Origin of the sequence: Paenibacillus cucumis (ex Kampfer et al. 2016), assembly GCF_019748695.1 — a bacterium.
GTDB classification, from domain to species: domain Bacteria; phylum Bacillota; class Bacilli; order Paenibacillales; family Paenibacillaceae; genus Paenibacillus; species Paenibacillus polysaccharolyticus.
Genome location: NZ_JACLIC010000033.1, coordinates 38,434 through 58,970 on the forward strand (window position 1 = coordinate 38,434; position 20,537 = coordinate 58,970).

Annotated in this window: 18 protein-coding genes; 7 read left to right on the forward strand and 11 right to left on the reverse strand. The window is 45.5% G+C overall.

All coding sequences use genetic code 11. The features are described 5' to 3' along the window. Positions 1 to 319: 319 nt before the first annotated feature. A complete protein-coding gene (locus H7T88_RS19540) occupies positions 320 to 574 on the reverse strand; it encodes a hypothetical protein (RefSeq protein WP_090919495.1) in 255 nt (84 codons plus the stop codon). Then, positions 571 to 1,764, reverse strand: a complete 1,194-nt coding sequence (locus H7T88_RS19545; protein ID WP_221789951.1) for an NAD(P)/FAD-dependent oxidoreductase — start codon at positions 1,762 to 1,764, stop codon at positions 571 to 573. Before H7T88_RS19545 ends, H7T88_RS19540 begins: the two co-directional genes overlap by 4 nt. Before the next feature lie 511 nt (positions 1,765 to 2,275). Here H7T88_RS19545 and H7T88_RS19550 point away from each other — a divergent pair. Together H7T88_RS19550 and H7T88_RS19555 are read left to right on the forward strand one after the other, a co-directional pair. Then, positions 2,276 to 3,277: an NAD(P)/FAD-dependent oxidoreductase gene (locus H7T88_RS19550; RefSeq protein WP_090919501.1), complete on the forward strand. Its 1,002-nt coding sequence runs from the start codon at positions 2,276 to 2,278 to the stop codon at positions 3,275 to 3,277. A gap of 76 nt (positions 3,278 to 3,353) precedes the next feature. Continuing rightward, positions 3,354 to 3,605, forward strand: a complete 252-nt coding sequence (locus tag H7T88_RS19555; protein WP_139168882.1) for a hypothetical protein — start codon at positions 3,354 to 3,356, stop codon at positions 3,603 to 3,605. A 21-nt stretch (positions 3,606 to 3,626) separates the two neighbouring features. On the opposite strand, the gene H7T88_RS19560 is transcribed toward H7T88_RS19555, so the two are convergent. Next, positions 3,627 to 3,770, reverse strand: coding sequence for a sporulation histidine kinase inhibitor Sda (locus tag H7T88_RS19560; protein ID WP_024632651.1), 144 nt, complete (start codon positions 3,768 to 3,770; stop codon positions 3,627 to 3,629). 356 nt (positions 3,771 to 4,126) lie between these two features. Further along, on the reverse strand, positions 4,127 to 4,786 hold the full coding sequence (locus tag H7T88_RS19565; RefSeq protein ID WP_221789954.1) for a YheC/YheD family protein: 660 nt from the start codon (positions 4,784 to 4,786) through the stop codon (positions 4,127 to 4,129). A gap of 236 nt (positions 4,787 to 5,022) precedes the next feature. Here H7T88_RS19565 and H7T88_RS19570 point away from each other — a divergent pair, with 236 nt between their 5' ends. Further along, on the forward strand, positions 5,023 to 5,277 hold the full coding sequence (locus H7T88_RS19570; RefSeq protein ID WP_154891060.1) for a hypothetical protein: 255 nt from the start codon (positions 5,023 to 5,025) through the stop codon (positions 5,275 to 5,277). A gap of 25 nt (positions 5,278 to 5,302) precedes the next feature. Beyond that, complete coding sequence (locus H7T88_RS19575; RefSeq protein ID WP_221789956.1) at positions 5,303 to 6,832, forward strand: Ppx/GppA phosphatase family protein; 1,530 nt, start codon at positions 5,303 to 5,305, stop codon at positions 6,830 to 6,832. Here the strand turns inward: H7T88_RS19575 and ppk1 are convergent. Further along, on the reverse strand, positions 6,792 to 8,873 hold the full coding sequence (gene ppk1 / locus H7T88_RS19580) for a polyphosphate kinase 1 (protein ID WP_221789958.1): 2,082 nt from the start codon (positions 8,871 to 8,873) through the stop codon (positions 6,792 to 6,794). The genes H7T88_RS19575 and ppk1 overlap by 41 nt on opposite strands. 247 nt (positions 8,874 to 9,120) lie before the next feature. Between ppk1 and H7T88_RS19585 the strand changes: the two genes are divergently transcribed. Then, entirely contained in the window at positions 9,121 to 9,348 is a 228-nt protein-coding gene (locus H7T88_RS19585) for a hypothetical protein (protein ID WP_090919517.1), read from the forward strand. Positions 9,349 to 9,730: 382 nt separating this feature from the next. After that, positions 9,731 to 10,780, forward strand: a complete 1,050-nt coding sequence (locus H7T88_RS19590) for a glycoside hydrolase family 53 protein (RefSeq protein WP_221789959.1) — start codon at positions 9,731 to 9,733, stop codon at positions 10,778 to 10,780. A 470-nt stretch (positions 10,781 to 11,250) separates the two neighbouring features. On the opposite strand, the gene H7T88_RS19595 is transcribed toward H7T88_RS19590, so the two are convergent. The 3 genes from H7T88_RS19595 to rarD form a co-directional block, all read right to left on the reverse strand. Next, positions 11,251 to 11,604 (reverse strand): hypothetical protein, encoded by a 354-nt coding sequence (locus tag H7T88_RS19595; protein ID WP_221789960.1) that lies wholly within the window; start codon positions 11,602 to 11,604, stop codon positions 11,251 to 11,253. Positions 11,605 to 11,611: 7 nt separating this feature from the next. Beyond that, complete coding sequence (locus H7T88_RS19600; RefSeq protein WP_221789961.1) at positions 11,612 to 12,883, reverse strand: MFS transporter; 1,272 nt, start codon at positions 12,881 to 12,883, stop codon at positions 11,612 to 11,614. A 218-nt stretch (positions 12,884 to 13,101) separates the two neighbouring features. After that, complete coding sequence (gene rarD, locus H7T88_RS19605; RefSeq protein ID WP_221789962.1) at positions 13,102 to 13,998, reverse strand: EamA family transporter RarD; 897 nt, start codon at positions 13,996 to 13,998, stop codon at positions 13,102 to 13,104. Positions 13,999 to 14,222: 224 nt separating this feature from the next. On the opposite strand from rarD, the gene H7T88_RS19610 reads away from it, so the two are divergent. After that, entirely contained in the window at positions 14,223 to 14,627 is a 405-nt protein-coding gene (locus H7T88_RS19610) for a VOC family protein (RefSeq protein ID WP_154891067.1), read from the forward strand. A gap of 123 nt (positions 14,628 to 14,750) precedes the next feature. On the opposite strand, the gene H7T88_RS19615 is transcribed toward H7T88_RS19610, so the two are convergent. From H7T88_RS19615 to H7T88_RS19630, 3 genes are all read right to left on the reverse strand, one after another. Next, the gene (locus H7T88_RS19615) at positions 14,751 to 15,392 is read right to left on the reverse strand and encodes an NAD(P)-dependent oxidoreductase (protein ID WP_090919539.1); all 642 of its coding nucleotides are present in this window, start codon (positions 15,390 to 15,392) and stop codon (positions 14,751 to 14,753) included. Between the two features lie 290 nt (positions 15,393 to 15,682). Continuing rightward, entirely contained in the window at positions 15,683 to 19,597 is a 3,915-nt protein-coding gene (locus H7T88_RS28830) for a carbohydrate binding domain-containing protein (RefSeq protein WP_260511019.1), read from the reverse strand. Positions 19,598 to 20,130: 533 nt separating this feature from the next. After that, positions 20,131 to 20,487, reverse strand: a complete 357-nt coding sequence (locus tag H7T88_RS19630; RefSeq protein WP_090919545.1) for a HesB/IscA family protein — start codon at positions 20,485 to 20,487, stop codon at positions 20,131 to 20,133. Positions 20,488 to 20,537: the final 50 nt, after the last annotated feature.

Sequence of the window (20,537 nt, forward strand, 5' to 3'; positions counted from 1 at the left end):
CCTTCTATTGAAGCAGGCTGGACGATTTTTTTTCGTTACAGCAAAAAATCGCCGCCGGACGTATTGCTCCGCGGTGATTTTTTGGTGATTAAGAATTATATCACTTTAAGCTTGATTTAGATTTATTTTAGTTAATCTAATTGTTTACACCAAAACGGAGAGGACAGAAAAAACCTGGAAAAGCGGAGCGGTCGCCTTTATCACCGGATTTTCCCTTTGAGAAAAGGGAATCCAAAAAATCTGGGGATAACAGCGATTGAAAGGTTATTCTGTCATCGGAGTGCGCGAGTGTAAACGCTTTTTAGAACTTAATAAAATCTTAATCCTGCTCCTCTTCATCAACTGCTTTCAGAGATTCGAGGAATTCAGCAGTTGCACGATCACGGTCACGACTCTTTTCCTTCAGCCGTTCAATCGCCGGCAGGATGAGAATATCTACTTCTTTCTGAACGATATAGGCCAGGTCATATTGATTCTGTTCCTCCAGGTACCCGCCGACCTGCATCAAGTCGTTGTAACGATCCAGTTCCTCACGGGTTAACAGACCACGAACCTGCACACTGCAATGTCTCATCCGAAAAACCGTCCTTTCCTCAGGACCAGCGGAATACCTCCGATGATAAACAAATAGCGCATATCCACTATTTTTTTCAATTGTGCTGCCTTCCAGCCCTTGTATTTCTTATCCCCAACGACAGCAATCGCTTCCCCTTTACCCAAAGAGGCAACAGTACCTTTGCTGGTGAATTCAAAAGGCTGAGGCTGCTTGTTGCGAATGGCTGCGACAATATTTTTGGCACAGTTCACACCTTGCTGCATCGCAATTTGTGCTGTTGGCGGATAAGGTCTGCCCTCCTTGTTAAACACAAGGGAGTTGTCCCCGATCACATACACATGTTCATGCCCAGGAGCACGCAAATATTCATCCACCTTTACACGACCACGCATCACTTCAAGCCCCGCCTGTTCAAGTAAGGAATTCCCTCGAATGCCTCCTGTCCATACGACTGTCGCAGCGTCGATTTTCTCGCCTTCACCAACGATTACGCCATCAGGAAGACATTGCTTGATCGGAACACCAATTTTAAACGTAACCCCTTTTTTCTTCAGTACGTTCATCGCATGCTCCACAAGTTCCGGATCGAACCCCGGCAATGCGGAAGGCGCAGCTTCAACATTATAGATGTGTACATGCTTCGGATCCACGTCAAATTCTTTGCACAGCTGCGGGATACGATCAGCAAGTTCTGCAACAAATTCTACGCCGCTAAAACCTGCTCCCCCTACAACAAACCGAATACGGTTTCGTTTATTGTCGTTTTTGTACATTGCGAATTGATATTCGATATGTTCCCGAATCAGCCTCACAGAGTTGATGCTACGAATGGTCATCGCGTGTTCCAGCATACCCGGTATACCAAAAGTTTCCGGCTCTCCACCTAGTCCAATAATCAGGTAATCATAGGACAACGTGCCATCCTCCAAAATGACTTTACGATCCTGAAGCCGGATCTCCTTCACGGATGATTTTACCAGATCAATCTTGAATTCATCGATCAGTTTGGAAATAGAAACTCTCGCATGCTCTATTTTATCCGTGCCGGCTGCCGGCATATGTAGATGGGTTGTAATATAGTGATAATCATGCCGATTCACCAATGTGACGTCAGCTTCATTATAGTTGAGTTCCTTCTGCAGCCGCTGCGCTGTCAGAATTCCGCCATATCCCGCTCCGAGAATGACGATTTTGGGAATGCTACTCATATCTGTACTCCTTCCGGTTTCGCTCGCATCCTTCCTGATAATTGAGGTGGAATGCAAAATGCTCTTACTTACAAGTATTGCTCAGGTCTTATCCAATATGACGACAAATGTAAAATTCGTAAGTGTATATTAACTTCTGTACGTATAATATCGACGATTATAGTTGTGAAATTAACCACAAGTTTCCACAAAACGAGGTTGTTTCTTAACCTGATGTTATGACTCTAATTTTGACAAAAAAACACATAGTACAGGTCAAGGATATCTGTATTTCTCGTAAAGATCAAGGTTTTTTTTGTTATTTTTCATAGCCTTTCATTTCCAATTTCATCCTATTCTCACCAGAACTTCATCATTTATTCTCAGATTAGTGATCCAGCTAACTTTGCAACCCAGATTACACCGTTTATAATAGGAAAGACAGTTTGGCACCCATGCAGATTATGTGACGTAATTTGCAAAAATAATCACTGTTCTCTACCTATTAAAATAAGAAAGGTGTTGTTGATTTTTGACTGCACAGACGTCCGGTCATGAAATGACCGATTTACTTATTATCGGCGGCGGTCCTGCGGGCCTGTTCGCTGCATTTTATGGAGGTATGCGTCAGGCTTCCGTTACACTGGTTGAAAGTATGCCACAGCTTGGTGGACAGCTCGCGGCCCTCTACCCGGAAAAGTACATTTATGATGTAGCCGGTTTTCCGAAAGTTACTGCTCAGGAACTCGTGAATAACCTGATCGAGCAGATGAGCCACTTTAACCCGAACATTCGCTTGGAAGAAAAAGTGGTGTCGGTGGAGAAAAAAGAAGAACAGCATTTCATCGTAAAGACAGATGAGAATGAATATCATGCCAAAGCGGTTATTATCACGGCGGGTGTTGGTGCATTTGAACCTCGTCGCCTTGAACTCGAAGGTGCAGCGAAGTTTGAGAAAACCAACCTGCATTACTTCATCAGTGATTTAAACGCTTTTGCCGGTAAAAAAGTTTTGATTAGCGGCGGGGGAGATTCTGCTGTAGACTGGGCTCTTATGCTTGAGCCGATTGCTGAACAGGTTACTCTGATTCACCGCCGGGACAAATTCCGTGCACATGAGCACAGTGTGGAAAACCTGATGAACTCCAAAGTTAACGTTGTGACACCGACTGAAATTACGGAACTTCACGGAGATGACACCATTACCAAGGTTACTCTTGCTCATGTTAAGACGAAAGAAACACAGGAAATTGAAGTGGATGATGTCATTGTTAACTTTGGTTTCGTATCCTCCCTCGGTCCAATTGCTGAATGGGGTATCGAAATTGACAGCAATTCCATCGTTGTCGACTCCCGCATGGAAACGTCTATTCCTGGTATTTTTGCTGCCGGCGATATTACGACGTATCCAGGCAAGCTGAAACTGATTGCTGTTGGCTTCGGTGAAGCTCCAACTGCAGTAAATAATGCAAAAGTATACTTCGATCCGGATGCCAAATTGTCTCCTGGACACAGCAGTAATATGAAACGCTAATTCAAAGCAATCACATAATATGGTACAAAAAAGGGTATCTTACTCCTGAGCAATCTCATGATCAGGAGGGATACCCTTGTCTTATATATGCCCGCTGTGTAACGGTCTGGTTGTACCGGAGCAGGCTTGTCCCCACTGCTTTCAGGGACTGTCAGAATGCGGCAAATTAGACGACTACACCGGACCATACAGCCCCTACGAACTTCAAGCTTCCTCTGACATGGCAGACGAAACCGAGAGCGTTTGCAATCACTTGATGTATTGTCACCATTGTCAGACAAGTATGCTACTGCCTGTCTCTTTATGGGACTTGTCCGGAAACCTGTAACATTGCCTGCAATGAGGATCTCTAGTGAAGTATGGCAGATACGTCAGTACCCAGTTTGCGCTTATGGATTTCTGCCAATAGCAGCGCGATGAAATCTCTTTCGAGATCCAATTCGATCGCTTTATGGTAGGAATCCAACAACATCTCATCGGATAACATAGCCATTTCCCGCCACAACCTTTCCTTTATTTTCCTCAAAACTATCATATCAGAGATCGGACAAGAGAACAAGCGTTCTTGTTATCCACAACGACGTGTGGAAATCCTGTGTATAGTTTGTTGATAATTGGAAAAAACATAGAATATATATCAGTGGATAATGTGGACATTAATTATACACAGGATAGATAACATCTCTATGAAATTCGGGATTCAAAGAAAATTTAGAGCAATTTTCATATTTTCCACGAACGCTCCGAATGTATTACCCAAAAGTGAAAATTTTCAAACGCTTTTCATCCAATTTCTCTTGTATATACTATCGGTTTTTCTCCCGTTTTCTTTAACGTTTCCAGTAATTTTCATTGAGGTCTGGTATTCACTTCCAAAATCCATATTCTGCCCGAGTGATCCAGTCCATAATCAAATCCCAACTGTCCTATGCCAGGGAACTGACTTTCCATGATATGTGTGCAAGTCAATGTTAAAGAACGCATCTCCTGCCGCTTGTATCGATTAGCAATGTGAGGCAGGGATAAGGCAAGTGCTCTTTTGCCTGACAGCATGGTTCCCCCCTTACTCAGATTCGTTACACACAGACCTGGACGTGCAAGTCTTCCAACCAAAGAACGAAATACCCAACCCTGTCCCGTCTTTACTACCTTAACTCTGTAATCCACAGGTCTTCCATGAATGGTTGCGAGATGAATTCCTTGTTGAATGATATATCTTCGCTTGGCCTTTACCCTTACAAGGGAGCGATACATCTTAGTAAAGCTTGCAAAAGAACGAGTAACTTTCATATGTGTATATCTAAAAACCCCGCCGCTGCTGGATACCCGGATTACGCCGTACCCACCGCCTCCAACAACGGGTTTAACATATACCATTCCATAACGTTGCAGCATGTGCAGCAGGTTACCTGGATTAAACACTTTTGTTTGCGGGATATGAGCAGCAGCTACCGGATATTTCATCAGTGCAGCAGTTTTCCGCCATTTGCTTGCTAACTGTCTCGACATAGGTTGATCTCCTCTCTCCAAACCATGATCCTTCTTTATACATACTCACTCCAAGCATGGTTTTCTTGGATGATTGTCCAAGGCAAAGGCCCCTTTTCTGTGGAACATGTCCTGCTATGCTAAATGGATTCCAGGACAAACGCCGGTTTACTTTTCAAACGGTTCAATCTGTCGTATGCTACTAAAGAATGACTTGTTTTGGCTAAAAATGAGGATCTAAGGAGCGTTCAAAAGACATGGAAGCATTTTTCAAATCACTTTATGGCGTGGCCTATTTCGCAATGTCCATTGTATTGGTCGCGGTGACGGTACTTCTCTTCGTGATCGGTATTCGTCTGTTTATCAAAAAACGCAATCGTGGCTTTGCCGTAAGTTGTATTTTATTTGCCTGTTTCATCGTCTTTATCATCGTTGTGATGTTCACCACGCCCTTCTCTGCCACGCCTCCAGGCTCACCGGAAGCCCTGGCTGCCCTGTTACATTACGGGTAACCGACCTTTGTAGAAGGAGATGCTTATGACACGAAATAATAAAACACTTGGAATTGTTGATATTGGCTCAAACTCTATTCGTCTAGTGATCTATGAGGTGAGTGAAGACGGAGCGTATCGCATTATTCATGAAGACAAATATGCTGCCCGGCTAAGCGGGGTTGTGGAATCGGATGGCAGTATCCTAAGATCATCTCTATCCACTGCCATAACCGTCCTTCGGCAATTTAAAGCCACCTGTGAGACTTATCAGACTGAACTAATTCGAGCGGCAGCAACTGCCGCGATCCGCAATGCGACCAACGCGGAGCAGATTATTGCATGGCTGGAAAATGAAACTGGACTTACGATTGAATGTGTCTCGGGAGATCGTGAGGCCTATTACGGATTCCTGGGCGTGATACAGTCGATTGACCTGACCGACGGTTTTGTCGTTGACATTGGAGGGGGCAGTACGGAGATCACCGTGTTCCGCAATCGCGAAAGATTGCACAGTGTCTCGCTGCCAATCGGTGCCGTGAATTCACATGCCCGTTATGGAGGCGAGGATCAATGGACCGAGGCCAATGAACAATCCCTTTGCAATGAAGTTATTGAAGCATTACAGGGACAGACTTGGACTCAGGAACATCCCGGTTTGCCACTCATTGGACTGGGTGGTACAATGCGTACACTCGCAAAAGTAGAACAAAAGCGTACGCAATATTCTTTGCCGGTAACGCATCACTATGAAATTAGAGAGGAAGCGATGGATAATATCGCCCTTTCCTTGCCCTATCTTACTTCCGCTCAACGCAAAAAAGTGCCAGGTCTTGCTAAGGATCGAGCTGACATCATCGTACCAGGCGTATTGATTCTGCGTACTGTCTTCCGCATGATCCAGGGGGATCGTTATGTGGTAAGCGGAGCAGGACTTCGCGACGGGCTTCTGAGGGATTATCTCGCTGCTGGTCAGCCTTCCGCACCTGATGCATTAAAGGATAGCATCCGTAATTTCCTTTATTACGGCCCACCGATCCCGGAGAAACGTCTGAACCGGATTCATCAGGATACGGTTACCTTATACACCGCTTTGCAAGAGGCTACGCCTGATGCCTCTGATGAGCGAATTTTGTACACATCCTCTATGCTTCATATGGCTGGCAAACAAATTAACTATTTCCGGTACACGCAACACTCGGCATACTGGATTATGAATGCAAGCATTTACGGTCTGTCCCACAGGGAAACAATTTTAAGTGCCATTGCAGCCGACTATCATCCGAAAAAAAGAACGCCTCAACTGCTACAGAAGCATGAGGACATTCTGAAAGATTCGGATACACAGCATGCTCACCGCATCGGCTCGTTACTGCGTGCGGCCGAAGCGATCCATCGTGCAGAGAGCATTGCCGCCATTCACGCGGTCAAAGAAAAAGACTCGCTGCAGGTCACGTTGACCTGTACAGACGAGCCTTTACTGGAACTGAACGGCCTGGAAGATGCCGTCAAAGATTTGCAAGAAGCCTGGGGAGTTACGTTAAAACACTCCATTGTGCGGGCTTCCAAGGGATAATTCCCATCGCCTCCGTCTGACTTCTCAGCGGGGGCTTTTCATTTTTTACAAATATATAATTGCCGTTTGGCATAAGTTCTCTGGCCTTCACATTGTCATTCAATGACAGATTGAGGATATCCACCAGCATTTTTTTCAATGAAGGATCAAATACAGGACACATCAGCTCAATACGTCGATTTAAGTTACGTGACATCCAGTCTGCACTGGAAATGAAAACATCGGGGTTACCGTCATTTTCAAAGTAAAACAACCGGGAATGTTCAAGAAAACGGTCTACAATACTAATGACTCGAATGTTCTCGCTCAGCCCTTCTACACCTGGACGTAAGCAACATACGCCGCGGACAATCAGGTCAATCTGCACCCCTGCCTGCGAAGCTACATATAATTGATCTATCATTTCCTGATGGGATAAAGAGTTGATCTTGGCAATAATTCGGGAACGTTTGCCTTTTAATGCATGCTCTGTTTCTCGGCGAATCAATGTGAACAACTCGTCCTTCATGCCATCTGGCGCAACACGGAATGCTTGCAGTGCCTTCGGGCCGGAATAACCGGTAATCTCGTTAAACAGTTCGGATGCATCCTCACCAATGATCGGGTTAGAGGTGAACAAACCTACATCCGTATACACTTTGGCGGTGCTTTCGTTGTAGTTCCCCGTACCAACGTGAACATATCGGCGCAGCCCTTGCTGCTCCCGGCGTACAACGAGAATGATTTTTGCATGTGTTTTCAGACCGACCAAACCATAAACGACATGGCAGCCTGCCTTTTCTAGCTTCCGAGCCCATGCAATATTCCGTTCCTCATCAAATCGGGCTTTCAGTTCCACAACAACGGTAACTTGCTTCCCGCTCTCTGCAGCGAGCGCGAGCGCTGGAATAAGACGCGAGTCACCATTGACTCGGTAAAGCGTCATTTTGATCGCCAGAACCTGTGGATCTTCTGAAGCTTCCAGTATAAAATCTGTCACCGGTTCAAACGATTCATACGGGTGATGAACCAGCACATCCTGTCTGCGAAGTAGCTCAAAATGACTTTCTCTCGGCAGGAACTCAGGCGGATATACAGGTTGTACAGGACCATATTTGAGATGTGAGAAACCTTCGAGGCTATCCACAAATCCAGATAAAAAGCTGAGATCCAGCGGTCCATCAATTTCAAAGATCGGGTCCTGAATTTCAAACTCCTCTTGCAGCTCCTGTAGCGCGTCACTACGGAAATCCTTGCACACTTCCAGTCTGACAGGGGCTCCGCGACGTCTGCGACGCAGCTCTTTTTCGATGGCCTCCAGCAAGTCTTCCGCTTCTTCTTCATTAATGGAGAGATCTGCGTTTCGAGTTACCCGGAACTCCTGCACAGCCAGCGATACATATCCGCTGAACAAGGTGTGCACATGCTGTTTAATCAGGTCTTCGATCAGAATGAAACTTTTTTTCTTGCTATTGGCCCTCAGAGGAACCTTCACAATGCGAGGAAGATTGGAAGGTACCTGCACGATCGCCATAAATGGCTCGCCATCCTGCTCATCTTCTTTTTGCAGCATTACGGACAGATAAACGGACTTGTTGTGCACCAGCGGAAAAGGCCGACTCTGGTCGATAGCCATCGGCGTAAGCACCGGGAAAATAATGTCATGATAATATTGATCCATTGCCCGTTGCTGCGTCACATTAAGATCCACATACTCCTGGATGTGCACGCCTTTCTTGGCGAGAAGACGAATGAGCTCACGGTACGTTTTATATTGCTCCGCGACCATGGCCCCGGTTCGTTTAATGAGTCTGCGGTACAGCCCCGAAGGGGTATAACCCGTGAAATCTTTTTGTGTGAATCCAGCCTTGATTTTCTCCTTGGTCTCTGCGAGCCTGACACTGACAAACTCATCCAGATTGCTGGCAACAATGCCAAGAAACCTCATCCGCTCCAGCATAGGCGTTGTAGCGTCCTGTGCCTCTTGAAGCACACGCCGATTAAATTCAACCCAACTCAAATCACGATTAACATAGTTGCCTGTTTTAATATCTTTATGCATGTATGGCCTCCGAATGTGATGCATGTCAATTCTTATTTGAACTTCTACTATAATTGTACTATTCGTAATCGACTCCAAGCGTCATCGGAATGTTAACGCAGTGTTAAATTTATGTAAATGATAACTCATGACCGCAACTTTTTCCATCCCTTTACAAAGCACAATAGACAAGTTAAAGTGAACTACAGTGTGATTTGATCGGCTGTCGTTATTATTCCAAATTCACGTTATTTTAAAGGAGTATCTCATGAAATCGAACAAACCTAGAACGTTGCAAAAAAACATCGAGTTTTTCACCGCTGCCCTGTCCCAATGTGTGGTTACCGCATGGCAGGAAGATCCCGCAGGTGTGTATTGTGAAGTCGGTCACGGCATTGTCGAGCAGATCAGTGATGACAGCGTGCGAATTCGCAATGAGGATGGAACGAAAAGCCATTATGCTCGGGACACGACGATGTTTCAAACCGAAAAATAATTTTTGCGTAAATATGAAAAAAAGACTAGCTTTCCGAAACAGAGTGTTGTATACTCTTGCCACAAGGAAAGGAGGTGCGTCAACATTTCTAATGTCATGTTGAACGTGTCCCTTACCCGATCCACTACTTCCAAATAAATTGGATGGTAATGGAGGCGCGGGATACGGATCAATGTTTTAAAAAGCGCCACGGGTAGAAAAGCCGTCTTCGGACGGCTTTTTGTTTTGTCTTTTTCTATATAATACATAGGAATGTAACATGGGAAAAAGATGAGAAGTTAAGAAAACAACCAAAATATTGGAAACGGACCCTTTAGCACCATGATTTCGGAAGGCTATAATGAGGATGCATCTCAACTTATAACCAAGGAGGCATGTTGTTATGTTTAGAAATGTAAGGGGTTTCAAGACAAGCATTTTGCTAGCTTTTGTTTTATTAATCACTTCGATCCTGCTACCTGCAGGTCAGCACGCCAGTGCCGCACCGAGTTTTGCCAAAGGAGCAGACATTAGCTGGGTTCCCGGCATGGAAGCTCAAGGGTACAAGTGGAAAGATAAAAACGGGGTACAACGGGACATCATTGATATCTTGAAAAAGGATTACCAGATTAACTCTGTTCGCATCCGTGTTTTCGTTAATCCTTCGAATGATTATGGTAACGGTTACATGAATAAAGATCGCGCTGCCGCTCTCGCACAACGTGCTAAAAATGCAGGTATGAGTGTCATGCTGACACTGCATTACAGCGATTCCTGGGCAGACCCAGGCAAACAAACTAAGCCAGCCGCATGGAAAAATTATACGTTCCAGCAGTTGATGGATGTTGTCTGGAGCTATACCCGTGACGTTATGACGACCATGCAGAGCAAAGGTGTCACTCCAGACTGGGTACAGATCGGCAACGAAACCAGCAACGGTATGTTGTGGGATGATGGTAAAGCTTCGGTTAACATGAAAAATTATGCTTGGCTCGTGAACACAGGACATAATGCTGTAAAATCCATAAGCAGCGGTACCAAAACAATGGTGCATCTTGCAAACGGAGACGATAATGCTTTGTTTGTCTGGAATATCGGTGGACTGATCAACAATGGGGCCAATTTTGACATGATAGCAATGTCCCTCTACCCTTCTGCTTCCGGCTGGAATACAGCTGTGACGAACACGGTCAACAATGCAAAAGATATGATTAATCGTTATGGCAAAGAAATTATGATCTCCGAAATTGGCATGGATAACAATCAGCCCGCGGCAGGAAAAAGCTTTGTCACAGCGATGAAAAATCAGATTCGCAATTTGCCAAGTGGCAAAGGAAAAGGTGTATTCTACTGGGAGCCACAAGCTACTCCAGGTTATAATGCCGGGTACACCAAAGGTGCTTGGCAGTCCAATATGATGCCAACGGCTACCATGGAAGGGTTCATTGACTAAGCACAGAGGTTAGAAGCCTCATGCGCGGGAGGGGGCTGCGGGTGGACGTTACGGGAACGGGTCGTTCTTTCGATCGCTGGTTGTCCTCGGATTTCTGTTTGAATTCCCCCTCCATAGGGGGAAATCCGAGGTCAAACGCGAACGCTCCGCTTCTACAGAATCGATCCCGCCCCCTTCACTACGCGCTGCTCCTTAAGGATGGGCTTCTAAAACGTGCTCAGGCTTTTCACAGAGGTAAAGGAAAACATTGAAGGGGGAGCTGCGGGTGGACGTTCCGGGGCGGGGCGTTCTTTCGATCGCTGGTTGTCCTCGGATCGTTCTGGATTTTCCCCTTCATAGGGGAACATCCGATGACAAACGCGCACGCTCCGCTTCTACAGAATCGCTCCCGCCCCCTCCTCTACGCGCTGCTCCTTGCGGAAGGGCTTCTAAAAACGTGCTTTGGCTTTTCACGGGAGTCTGCTTCGAAATTACATGAACACCATAACAGCTATAAGAGATACAAAAAGACTGAGGATAGCAATAATTGCTTGAATACAGCTAAACGATATATTTTCGATCAGGATCATGTGTTTTCTCTGTACAACATACGAAAATAGAAATGAAGGAAGGATAATCGGTAGATATTGATGAAGATCCGCACCATCAGTACTTGGCAATAGTGTGCCAAGATATCCGTTTGTCGTTTCGTTCACGATTAACCACGTATAGATCATGCCAATGATTACTGAAAAAAGAAACGGAGATAAGAAACGAATCCTGTTTCCTGGTAGCACGAAACGACCAGGCTTTCGCTCTAGCAACTCATCATTAACCATCATCATTCTCCTCCTAATTCATCATTTGACGATTTTGTTCCTGAAATACCCTGAAATTCAGCAAACCAGCAACAATAGCCAGAATCGTCAGTACGGCTGCAAACAAATAGAGGTTCACGATGCCTATGATTTCAGCAAGCCATGCCATGCCTAGCAAAGATATGCAAAATATGAGATGCATCATGGAGGCTTGAGCAGATAAAACCTTGGGTAACATCGGATTAGCCACACTACTTTGAATCAACGTACGTCGGTTAATCATTGCAAGCTCAGCAAATGGCCCCATCAACATGACGAGGATCAGCGCAATAAATGGCTGTGAGTTCAATGCATAGAATGCCGTCAATACTCCATACCCTGCCATTCCTATCATCATGACTGAAAAATATCGACGTCCAATGATTCTGGCTAGGGCAAGTACCAGCAAACCACCACCAATGGTTCCAGCAAAATAAGCTGCATTGATGAAGCCCCACCATTCTTCTCCCTGTCCAAGCGCCACTTGCACAAACGCAAGCGTGAAAGCACCTACCCAAATAGAGCCACCAAGCATGTCGATCATATCCATGAACGTAAGCACTCGCAGACGAGGTGTCTTCCATATCATCTTCCAACCTTCGGTTAACGTGTGCCATCTACTTGTGCCCAGATCAGAAGAAATATCTGCTGCTGCATTCACACGCTTCTCTGGTATCCCTCCATGCGTTGGTTCCTTAACACCAAGTGTAAATACAGCTGCCAAGCCATAAATAACAGCTGCGATTAACAACGTTGAACTTGATCCAATGAATGCAACAATTACGCCGCTTAGGCCCCAACCTGCAAATTGTACAACTTGATCGCTGACGCTCATGAGTCCATTGGCTTTGAGTAGACCTTGTTCATGAGTCACCAGTCGTGGAATCAGCGCATTACGAGCTGGTGTTGTCCCCCCATCGAGAAAAGACATCACAAATATAAGCGAAAACACAAGCACTAATGAGGATTCTACGCTATTAAGCTGTATGTACACTGCCAGACAGATGAACAACAGGAATTGCCCGGTTTGTGAAAAAAAGAGTAGACTGGGCAACTTAAATCGCTGAATGAATAGCGGTGCAACTAAACTACTCAACAACTGAGCCCCACTGCGAATCAATGGCAAAAGTGCCGCAGACACAAGCGAATTTGTACGATCCAGTACCATAACCGTAAGGGCCATAATATACAATACGTCCGCGGCATTGGCTGCTGTTTGGGTTGTCCACAGATAATAAAAAGCACGGGTTAAATACGAGGACTTCATGAACATCTTTCTCCATTTCTATAGCATGCTGTCTTTCGCACAAATTCACCCCCTACAATTAGAACATACGTTCCTTAATTTGTAAATAAAAGAATCATTCAGGTTGCCTTACGACTGTGAATTTGGTAAAAAAAAAGCCCTCCTCATCCTTAAGGATGGAAAGGCTAATCATCAGAAAGACTAGATCAATTCAAGTCTTTCAACCCTTTTATGATGTATTAGATCGCTTTCTGTTCCTGGACAGACTTCGCCAGTTTTGTAGCACGCATCGAAGCAATAGCATAGACGATAAGTGCTACCCAAATGAAGGCGAAACCAACCAGCAACACAGGAGAAACAGTTTCCTTAAACACAAATATGCTCAGGACCAACATAATCGTTGGACCGATGTATTGCACAAATCCGAGCGTGGACAGCGACATGCGGGCAGCTGCACGTGCAAAAAACAGCAGCGGCAATGCGGTTACAACGCCGGAAAGCAACAATTCAAAAAACATTGGCGCTGGCAATGTCCAGGCCGTTGTTTTACCCACAATGCCAAGATAAATCCAGTAACCTAATGCAACAGGCAGGACAACTGCCGTCTCTGACAGCAAGCCTACTGACGCATCTTGCTTGATCTTTTTCTTAGCCAGACCATATAAACCAAAGGATGCAGCCAGTGAAATGGAGATCCACGGGAAACGTCCGTAGTCGATCGTAATAATCAGCACAGCAATCGCTGCAATAGCAATGGCCAGCCATTGCCCCCGGTTCGGTTTCTCATGAAGGAAAACGACGGCAAGCAGCACATTCAGCAAAGGGTTCAGATAATAACCAAGACTAGTCTCCACCACATGACCGTTGTTCACAGCCCAGATGAAAATCAGCCAGTTGATCGCAATCAACAGTCCACTAGCCGTGAGCGACAGTAAAGTTGAGCGGCTGGTCCAGATTCGTTTTACATCACTCCAGCGGCGCTGGATAGCTACTAGAATCCCCATAAATACAAATGACCACACCACCCGATGTGACAAAATCTCACCAGCCGGCACGTTGTTAAACAGCTTCCAATAAAGTGGGAGGATTCCCCACATAACATACGCAATAATGGCATTAATTAATCCGCTATTCATGAAACATACCTCTCTTTATGTTCTCTGTCTGTGTCTCTATTTAATCTCTGATGTCTCAACGGATTATACGCCTCGTTCCTTACATAAGTAAAGAAATACTTATAAAAATACAATTTTGTAACAATATACATAGCAGTCTAAACACACAGTTTCATTGAAGTGCATTGCTTCTCTTCATAATAGCGTATAATAAGATAAATTCTTTCTCTATGGGGGCCATGACGATGTCACAAGATATCTGGTTTAACTTGCCGGTCAAAGATGTAGAAAAGGCAACTTCTTTTTTTAATGCAATAGGATTTAAAACGACGAACGTTGGTAGCGAGAGAGCCATGATCTCCATAGGCCAAACTACAATTATGCTTTTTCCTTATGCAACTTTCGAGAAATTTACCGGAGCCAGAGCTGTGGACACTTCGCATAGCGCAGAGGTTATCATCTCCATTGGTGCTGATAGCAGAGAAGCAGTCGACTCCTTTATTCAGAATGTAGAGCGTGCCGGAGGAGGCATCTTTGGCAAGCCAGGAGAGACGGACGGTTGGATGTATGGTGCAGGGTTTGCGGATTTGGATGGTCATCGCTGGAATCTGCTGTACATGGATGAGAGCAAGATGCCAAAGCGTCAATAATGAGCCCAATCATAGATAACATCTGATAGATCATAATTAATTTTACATCAACAAAAACGGACACTCGCTTATCCAAGCAAGTGTCCGTTTGTTTTTAGTTTATCCTACAAACATATCTAATTATTACTTCGCTTCGCCAACTACAGTAAAGCGTTCATTTTTATGCTGCGGGTTCTCAATTTCATCCACAAGCGCAATCGCGTAATCGGCATAGCTGATGTAGCTGTTGCCTTCACTGTTTACCATAATTACATCGTTGCCGGACTGGTATTTTCCAGTACGTACGCCTTCCGGATTGAAGAAACCAGCCGGGCTAAGGAATGTCCATTGAATGCCGGAAGATGCTTGTAAGTCTTGCAGGTTCTTTCCTTGGTTGGATGCTGTTGCTTTGTACGCATCAGGGAATCCAGGGGAATCGACAACACGCAGCGTTTTGGACTCGTCCGTGAACAAGCTCCCCGCACCACCCACAACGATCAGACGAGTGTTAGGAGCATCTTTCAAAATGTTGATCAGGGCTTGTCCAGCTTCCACGTGCAGGTTTTCTTTGCCTGCTGGTGCACCAAACGCATTCACAACCACATCAAAGGCCTGAACATCTGAAGCCGTCAGATCAAATACGTCTTTTTCCAATACATTCAGGCTTTTGTCTTCTAATTTGGATGCATTTCGCACAATCGCTGTTACTTCGTGCCCGCGGTCTACCGCTTCTTTCAAAATAGTACTTCCCGCTTTACCTGTTGCACCAATAATTGCAATTTTCATCGTCAATCTCTCCTTCAGTATCGTTTTTTTACTAACTATTATGTTAAGGTTGTTTCCCTAATTCATAATGTAACTATAAATGTTACAACTTATCTTGTCAATACGTTTTCTTTTATCTTTTAACCATACATCCTCGAAAGATGTGGAGCTGGAATGAAGTTCATTAGATAACAATGAATACAGTTGATCCTTGCACTAAAAATAAACAGATGAATATCCTCCTGCCAATATTCTTAATGCCATAATAAGAAGCCTTGTTCTCAATAAACAAGGCTTCTTTCCTTTCTTCTTCACACCATCAACTTAGGCGCTCCTACGTCCCAATCTCCAAGGGAAGCATGGATAAATTCTACTGGCAAAGATGTCACTGGGCTGTCACCATTACTTGAAAATGTTGCTCCCGCTGGGGCTCCTGATGTGATGACACCAGCATGATAAGTGCTTACCCCAAGAGGAAATACATAATTGCGACCCCCGTTGTTATCCCAAGTACCACTTCCGTTGTTGAAAACGGCCTCCAGTCCGGTCGATGTACCTACATCAATTGTAATTTTGTTATACCCTGGCAGGTCTGATACTGGGATTGGAACACCTGGAGGTGTCGTCCATGTCCCTCCTGCGGGACGGTAATGAATGTTAGGCTGCGCGTATCCCTGCTTATAGTAGAGCGTGACACTATTGCTCTTTGGTGCAGCATCGGTCGTCACACGGACTTCCGCACTCGCTGCCGATTTGTTCTGCGCTGCATCATAAGCTACAACATAGTAAGCATGAGCTGTTGCAGCGTTCAAACCTGTATCCGTATACGCAGTTGTTGTGCTTGTGCCAATGTTGACGCCATCCCGAAATATTTCGTATCCGGTTACACCTGTATTATCTGTTGATGGACTCCAAGCAAGGGATACACGATCGGAAGCTTTTGAGGTGACTGTCAGATTTGTGGGTACGCTAGGCGGAGCCGTATCTACTTGTGGCCCACCTTGAGTGATGACCCCTGCATTATAGGTGCTCACCCCTAAAGGGAACTGATAGTTCTTTCCACCGTTGTTGTCCCACGTACCGCTGCCATTGTTGAAAACCGCTTCAAGTCCGGTAGCAGTGCCTACATTCACGGTCATTTTCATGTATCCTGGCATTTCAGCTGCCGTCATTTTTACACCCGGAGCCGTCGTCCAGGTTCCACCTGTCGGACGATAATGAATATATGGATTGGTGTAACCCTGTTTGTAATATATGGTGACCACATTGCCTTCTTTGGTCTTTACCGTGACTGACTCACTGACGGCCGAGACATTTCCTGCCGCATCGACGGCTTTGATGGTGTATACATAATTGGTTGCGGGAGCGAGAGAAGAATCGGTATACGTCAGTCGGGTTGCTTCTCCAACTTTACTTCCATCACGATAGATGTCGTATCTCGCAACTCCGTAATTATCCTGACTTGCTACCCAGTCCACAGTTACAGTGGATGAAGTAGACTCTTTAACCACAACGTTCGTCGGTGCTGTTGGTGGCTCAGTATCTGCAACGAGTGTCTGCACTTGTAAAGTTTGACTGGCATCAGATATGTTATTGGCCTTATCCCTGGCTTTAATGCTGTACGTGTAGGTTTTGGCAGGTTCAAGTCCGGTATCTGTATACTCCGTCGTCTGGGAAGTGCCCACTTTGGTGCCATTCCGATAGATATCATAACCATCGACACCAACATTGTCCGTAGCTGCTGTCCATTGAAGAGTGACACTGCGATCCGTTACACGTGTGGACTTCACCTCGGTTGGAACGGAAGGCGGCGTCTGATCCACCACTAGGAACGGGTGTATGCCCTGGATTGTTCCGTTTGAGTCTTCCACGATTTTACCGGAAGCATCCTTTTTGTATTTTCCCGTACCTACATATACCGTCTGAATCTCACTGCGAGTCACATTGCCGTTTCCGTCCGTAGCCTCGATATAATAATCAACCAGTTGATCCCTGAAATCGTTGAAATAGGTATAATACATATCCCCGATTTCTTGAGCCGGTACACGTTTGAACATGTCCGTACTGCTTGGTTGCCAAGCCACCCCGTTGATGTCCGGCTTCAAATCACGCTTGGTCATCGGATATTCCTGCCATGGGCTCACTTTTGAAGGATCAATGTTGGACACACCTTTGGCTTTGAGCGCTGCCGGATCATACACACGGAAAGTGTTATCCTTTGCATCCGCCTGCTTATCCCGATGAGTCCGTACTTTCACTTTGATATCACGAATCCCGCTCACATCATAAGCGTAGGTGTAGATGCCAAACGTATTGTCAAAATAATGAAGCGTCCATCCCTCTGCCTTACTGACATTGGCACTCCCTGGATTATACGGATAACGCTGCGGCCACCATACCGATGGACCTGTGCGATCCTTAGCTAGCTGACCATTAACGTATGGCTTGGAGAAAAACAAAGACTGATTAAATGATAGTGTCGGCTTCACACCGTCATCCACATTTTCATCATAGTATCCAAAACCGGAATCCAGCGCTGGCAAAAGGAAATACCAGCTCAGCTCTGCCGGGTTCGCCCCACCCTTATAATTGTTTGCCGGATCTCCCTTGACTGGGTAAGCCATCATCCATGGATTCAGCTGATTGCCTTCGTAGGTGATCTCCCGATCCAGTGCTGTAGAAGGTTTCCAATGGTTCGGGTTGGCATCCAGCCATATTTGTTCGGCTGTCTTTGCATAATTGAGCGCTGCCTGTTCCAGGGCAAAGTTACGCTCCAGATAGTGATAACCGTATTCAAAGGATACCGTCATGCCTTCCTGAACCCCGTCCAGATTCTTTTTGGGCTCCAGTTGAAGACCGGTAGCTTTGTTGAACGCATCAAACTGTCCTTTCCAGATGCCGAAAGGTAGACGCCAGTGATACCATGTCGGATCGGATGAGGAGTCACGCGTATCGATCCACGAGCCATCCTGCACATGTACCACATCGTCGGCTTTTGGCGTATTCGTACGCAAGTACTCGTTAATGCTCTCTCCTTTTACCCCGGGTTGTGCATAAGTCACATCGCCTGCATTGCGCCAAGTGTCCTCAGAACCTGCACGGCCTGAAGAATTATCCCCATCATGCGCAATAACAAAAAACTGCTTCTGATCCACTAGTCCCTCAAATGGTTTGAGTGCATCTGCCTTCACCGAGCCTTGGTAGCCTTCTTCCCATGATTCTGCCTGAGCTACAGGGATACCAACAATCTTCTTCTCTGCTCCGGTTTCGGGATTCACGTGCCGCACCCAGTGCGGTGTAGAGGCGAACGGGTATTTGTTGTACACGACCTGTTTTTCATTGAACATCGGTGCAGACACCCACGCACCAACACTACTGGTGTTTTGCAGATCGGCTCGATTTGGTGGAGAAATCATCGTATCCTTGCCAGGATCGTTCAAAAACGGATAATCCTTGAGGGTACGTGAAAAGTGATTGTTGCCGATAACAGACCACTCAATGCCCAGCTGATCTAGCACGGGAATAATGCGTTCCGAGAAGCCAAGCTCGGTCGGGAAGAAACCTTTGGATGATTTGAAGCTGTCCCCTAGGAAGAAGGGTTGAGCCATGACTGCATTTTGGTATATCAGATCCTTGAGCAAATATTCATTACCCGCAAGTGGCCCCATGGAGTGGTGCCCGGAAAAATGAACGAGGTCCATCGTGCGTTCTCCATGGGTCGTTTTCAGATTGTTGTACGCGTTCTTCCAAGGAGTACCCCAAGATTTGTTATTGTAACCGTTTACATTGTTAGTATACATAAAGCTGTCTACATTGTTCAGTAGGGAGCCTGACATGGTTACCTGCATGCCTGCGGCTGGATGGTTATTTTTGAGATCGCCTGCTACTTGCCATGGCCAACTGAGATAGGCTCCTGTTTTCGCATGATGCGTGTAATAAGCGACCAGATCGTCATGTGGCATCGGTGCACCACCAGGCAGAAAATACGGATAACCTGCTGGGGGATTCTTTTTCAATTCTATGACTTGCCCGTCATAGGTGTATCGGATGGGTGATCCTACAGGTGTGGAAGCATACTTGGACATATCGTAGTAAGCCCAAAAATTCGGCATATGGTTATGGTACACATGGGAAGCGGAGATTTCAGCATATGCTGCTGTGGTGTGTGTGGAAACAACGATGGATAATGCCAACAGGAATGCGCCTAGCCTGCGCGCAAGCTTCATGTTTTTCCTCCCTTATCTGTTGCCCCTGTGGGGACCATGAATTTGAATTCATTTGAAAGTCAGTAGAACCTTGCTAACGAATCTTTTGTTTGGTTGTGAAAATGAGCCTGCTATCGCGCCTCCTCTCTCCTGTAATTCTGTCATTCTTTGATTCTCTGCTAAAAAAATTTTCGAGCGATCCAAGCAAGATAACGCCTTTTTGCACAAACGTTTGCATATTTAAGAAATGAATAACCTCTTATAAACCAACGATTATCGGGTATGACACCGGCAAATACGTTGATGATAAGTTCAATTATTGCAAACGTTTGCACAAAATAATATACCTATACATGGAACAAAATGTCAATATCGCAAATGCGTAATCAACACCCCCACTTCAGAGCGGCTTAAAGTACCTATCCAACTAACTACACAAAGCACAAAAAAGCACACTTCCAGCGAATCCTCTTCGCCGAAAAATGTGCCTTAACCGTTGTATCTTTTTGAACGCTTTAATGAATTGACACGCTCAACCCCATACTATTCGCAGATTAACAATCTTTATCCGGTACCCCTGCTTCTTCACGTGTACGGAAGGATGAGCCGCAGCCGCATGTAGCTACTGCGTTCGGGTTGTGAATGGTGAATCCGCCAGACATGCCGGAATCTTCAAAATCAATTTCAAGTCCATTCAAATATTTCACATTTTCTTTCTCCACAACGACTTTCATGTCCTGAATGTCCATATATATATCCTCATCGGACTCTTTATCGTCAAAGCCCATGGCGTACGAAAATCCGGTACAACCGCCCGGTGCTACGCCAAGACGCAGGAACATTCCAGGGGTCTCTTGCTGTGCAAGCATCTCTTTCAATCGGTCTGCAGCCGTTTCGCTGATACTAATCATGCCAGGTCACTCTCCTTTTCATCACTCTTCCTTCAAATTATACTCCACTC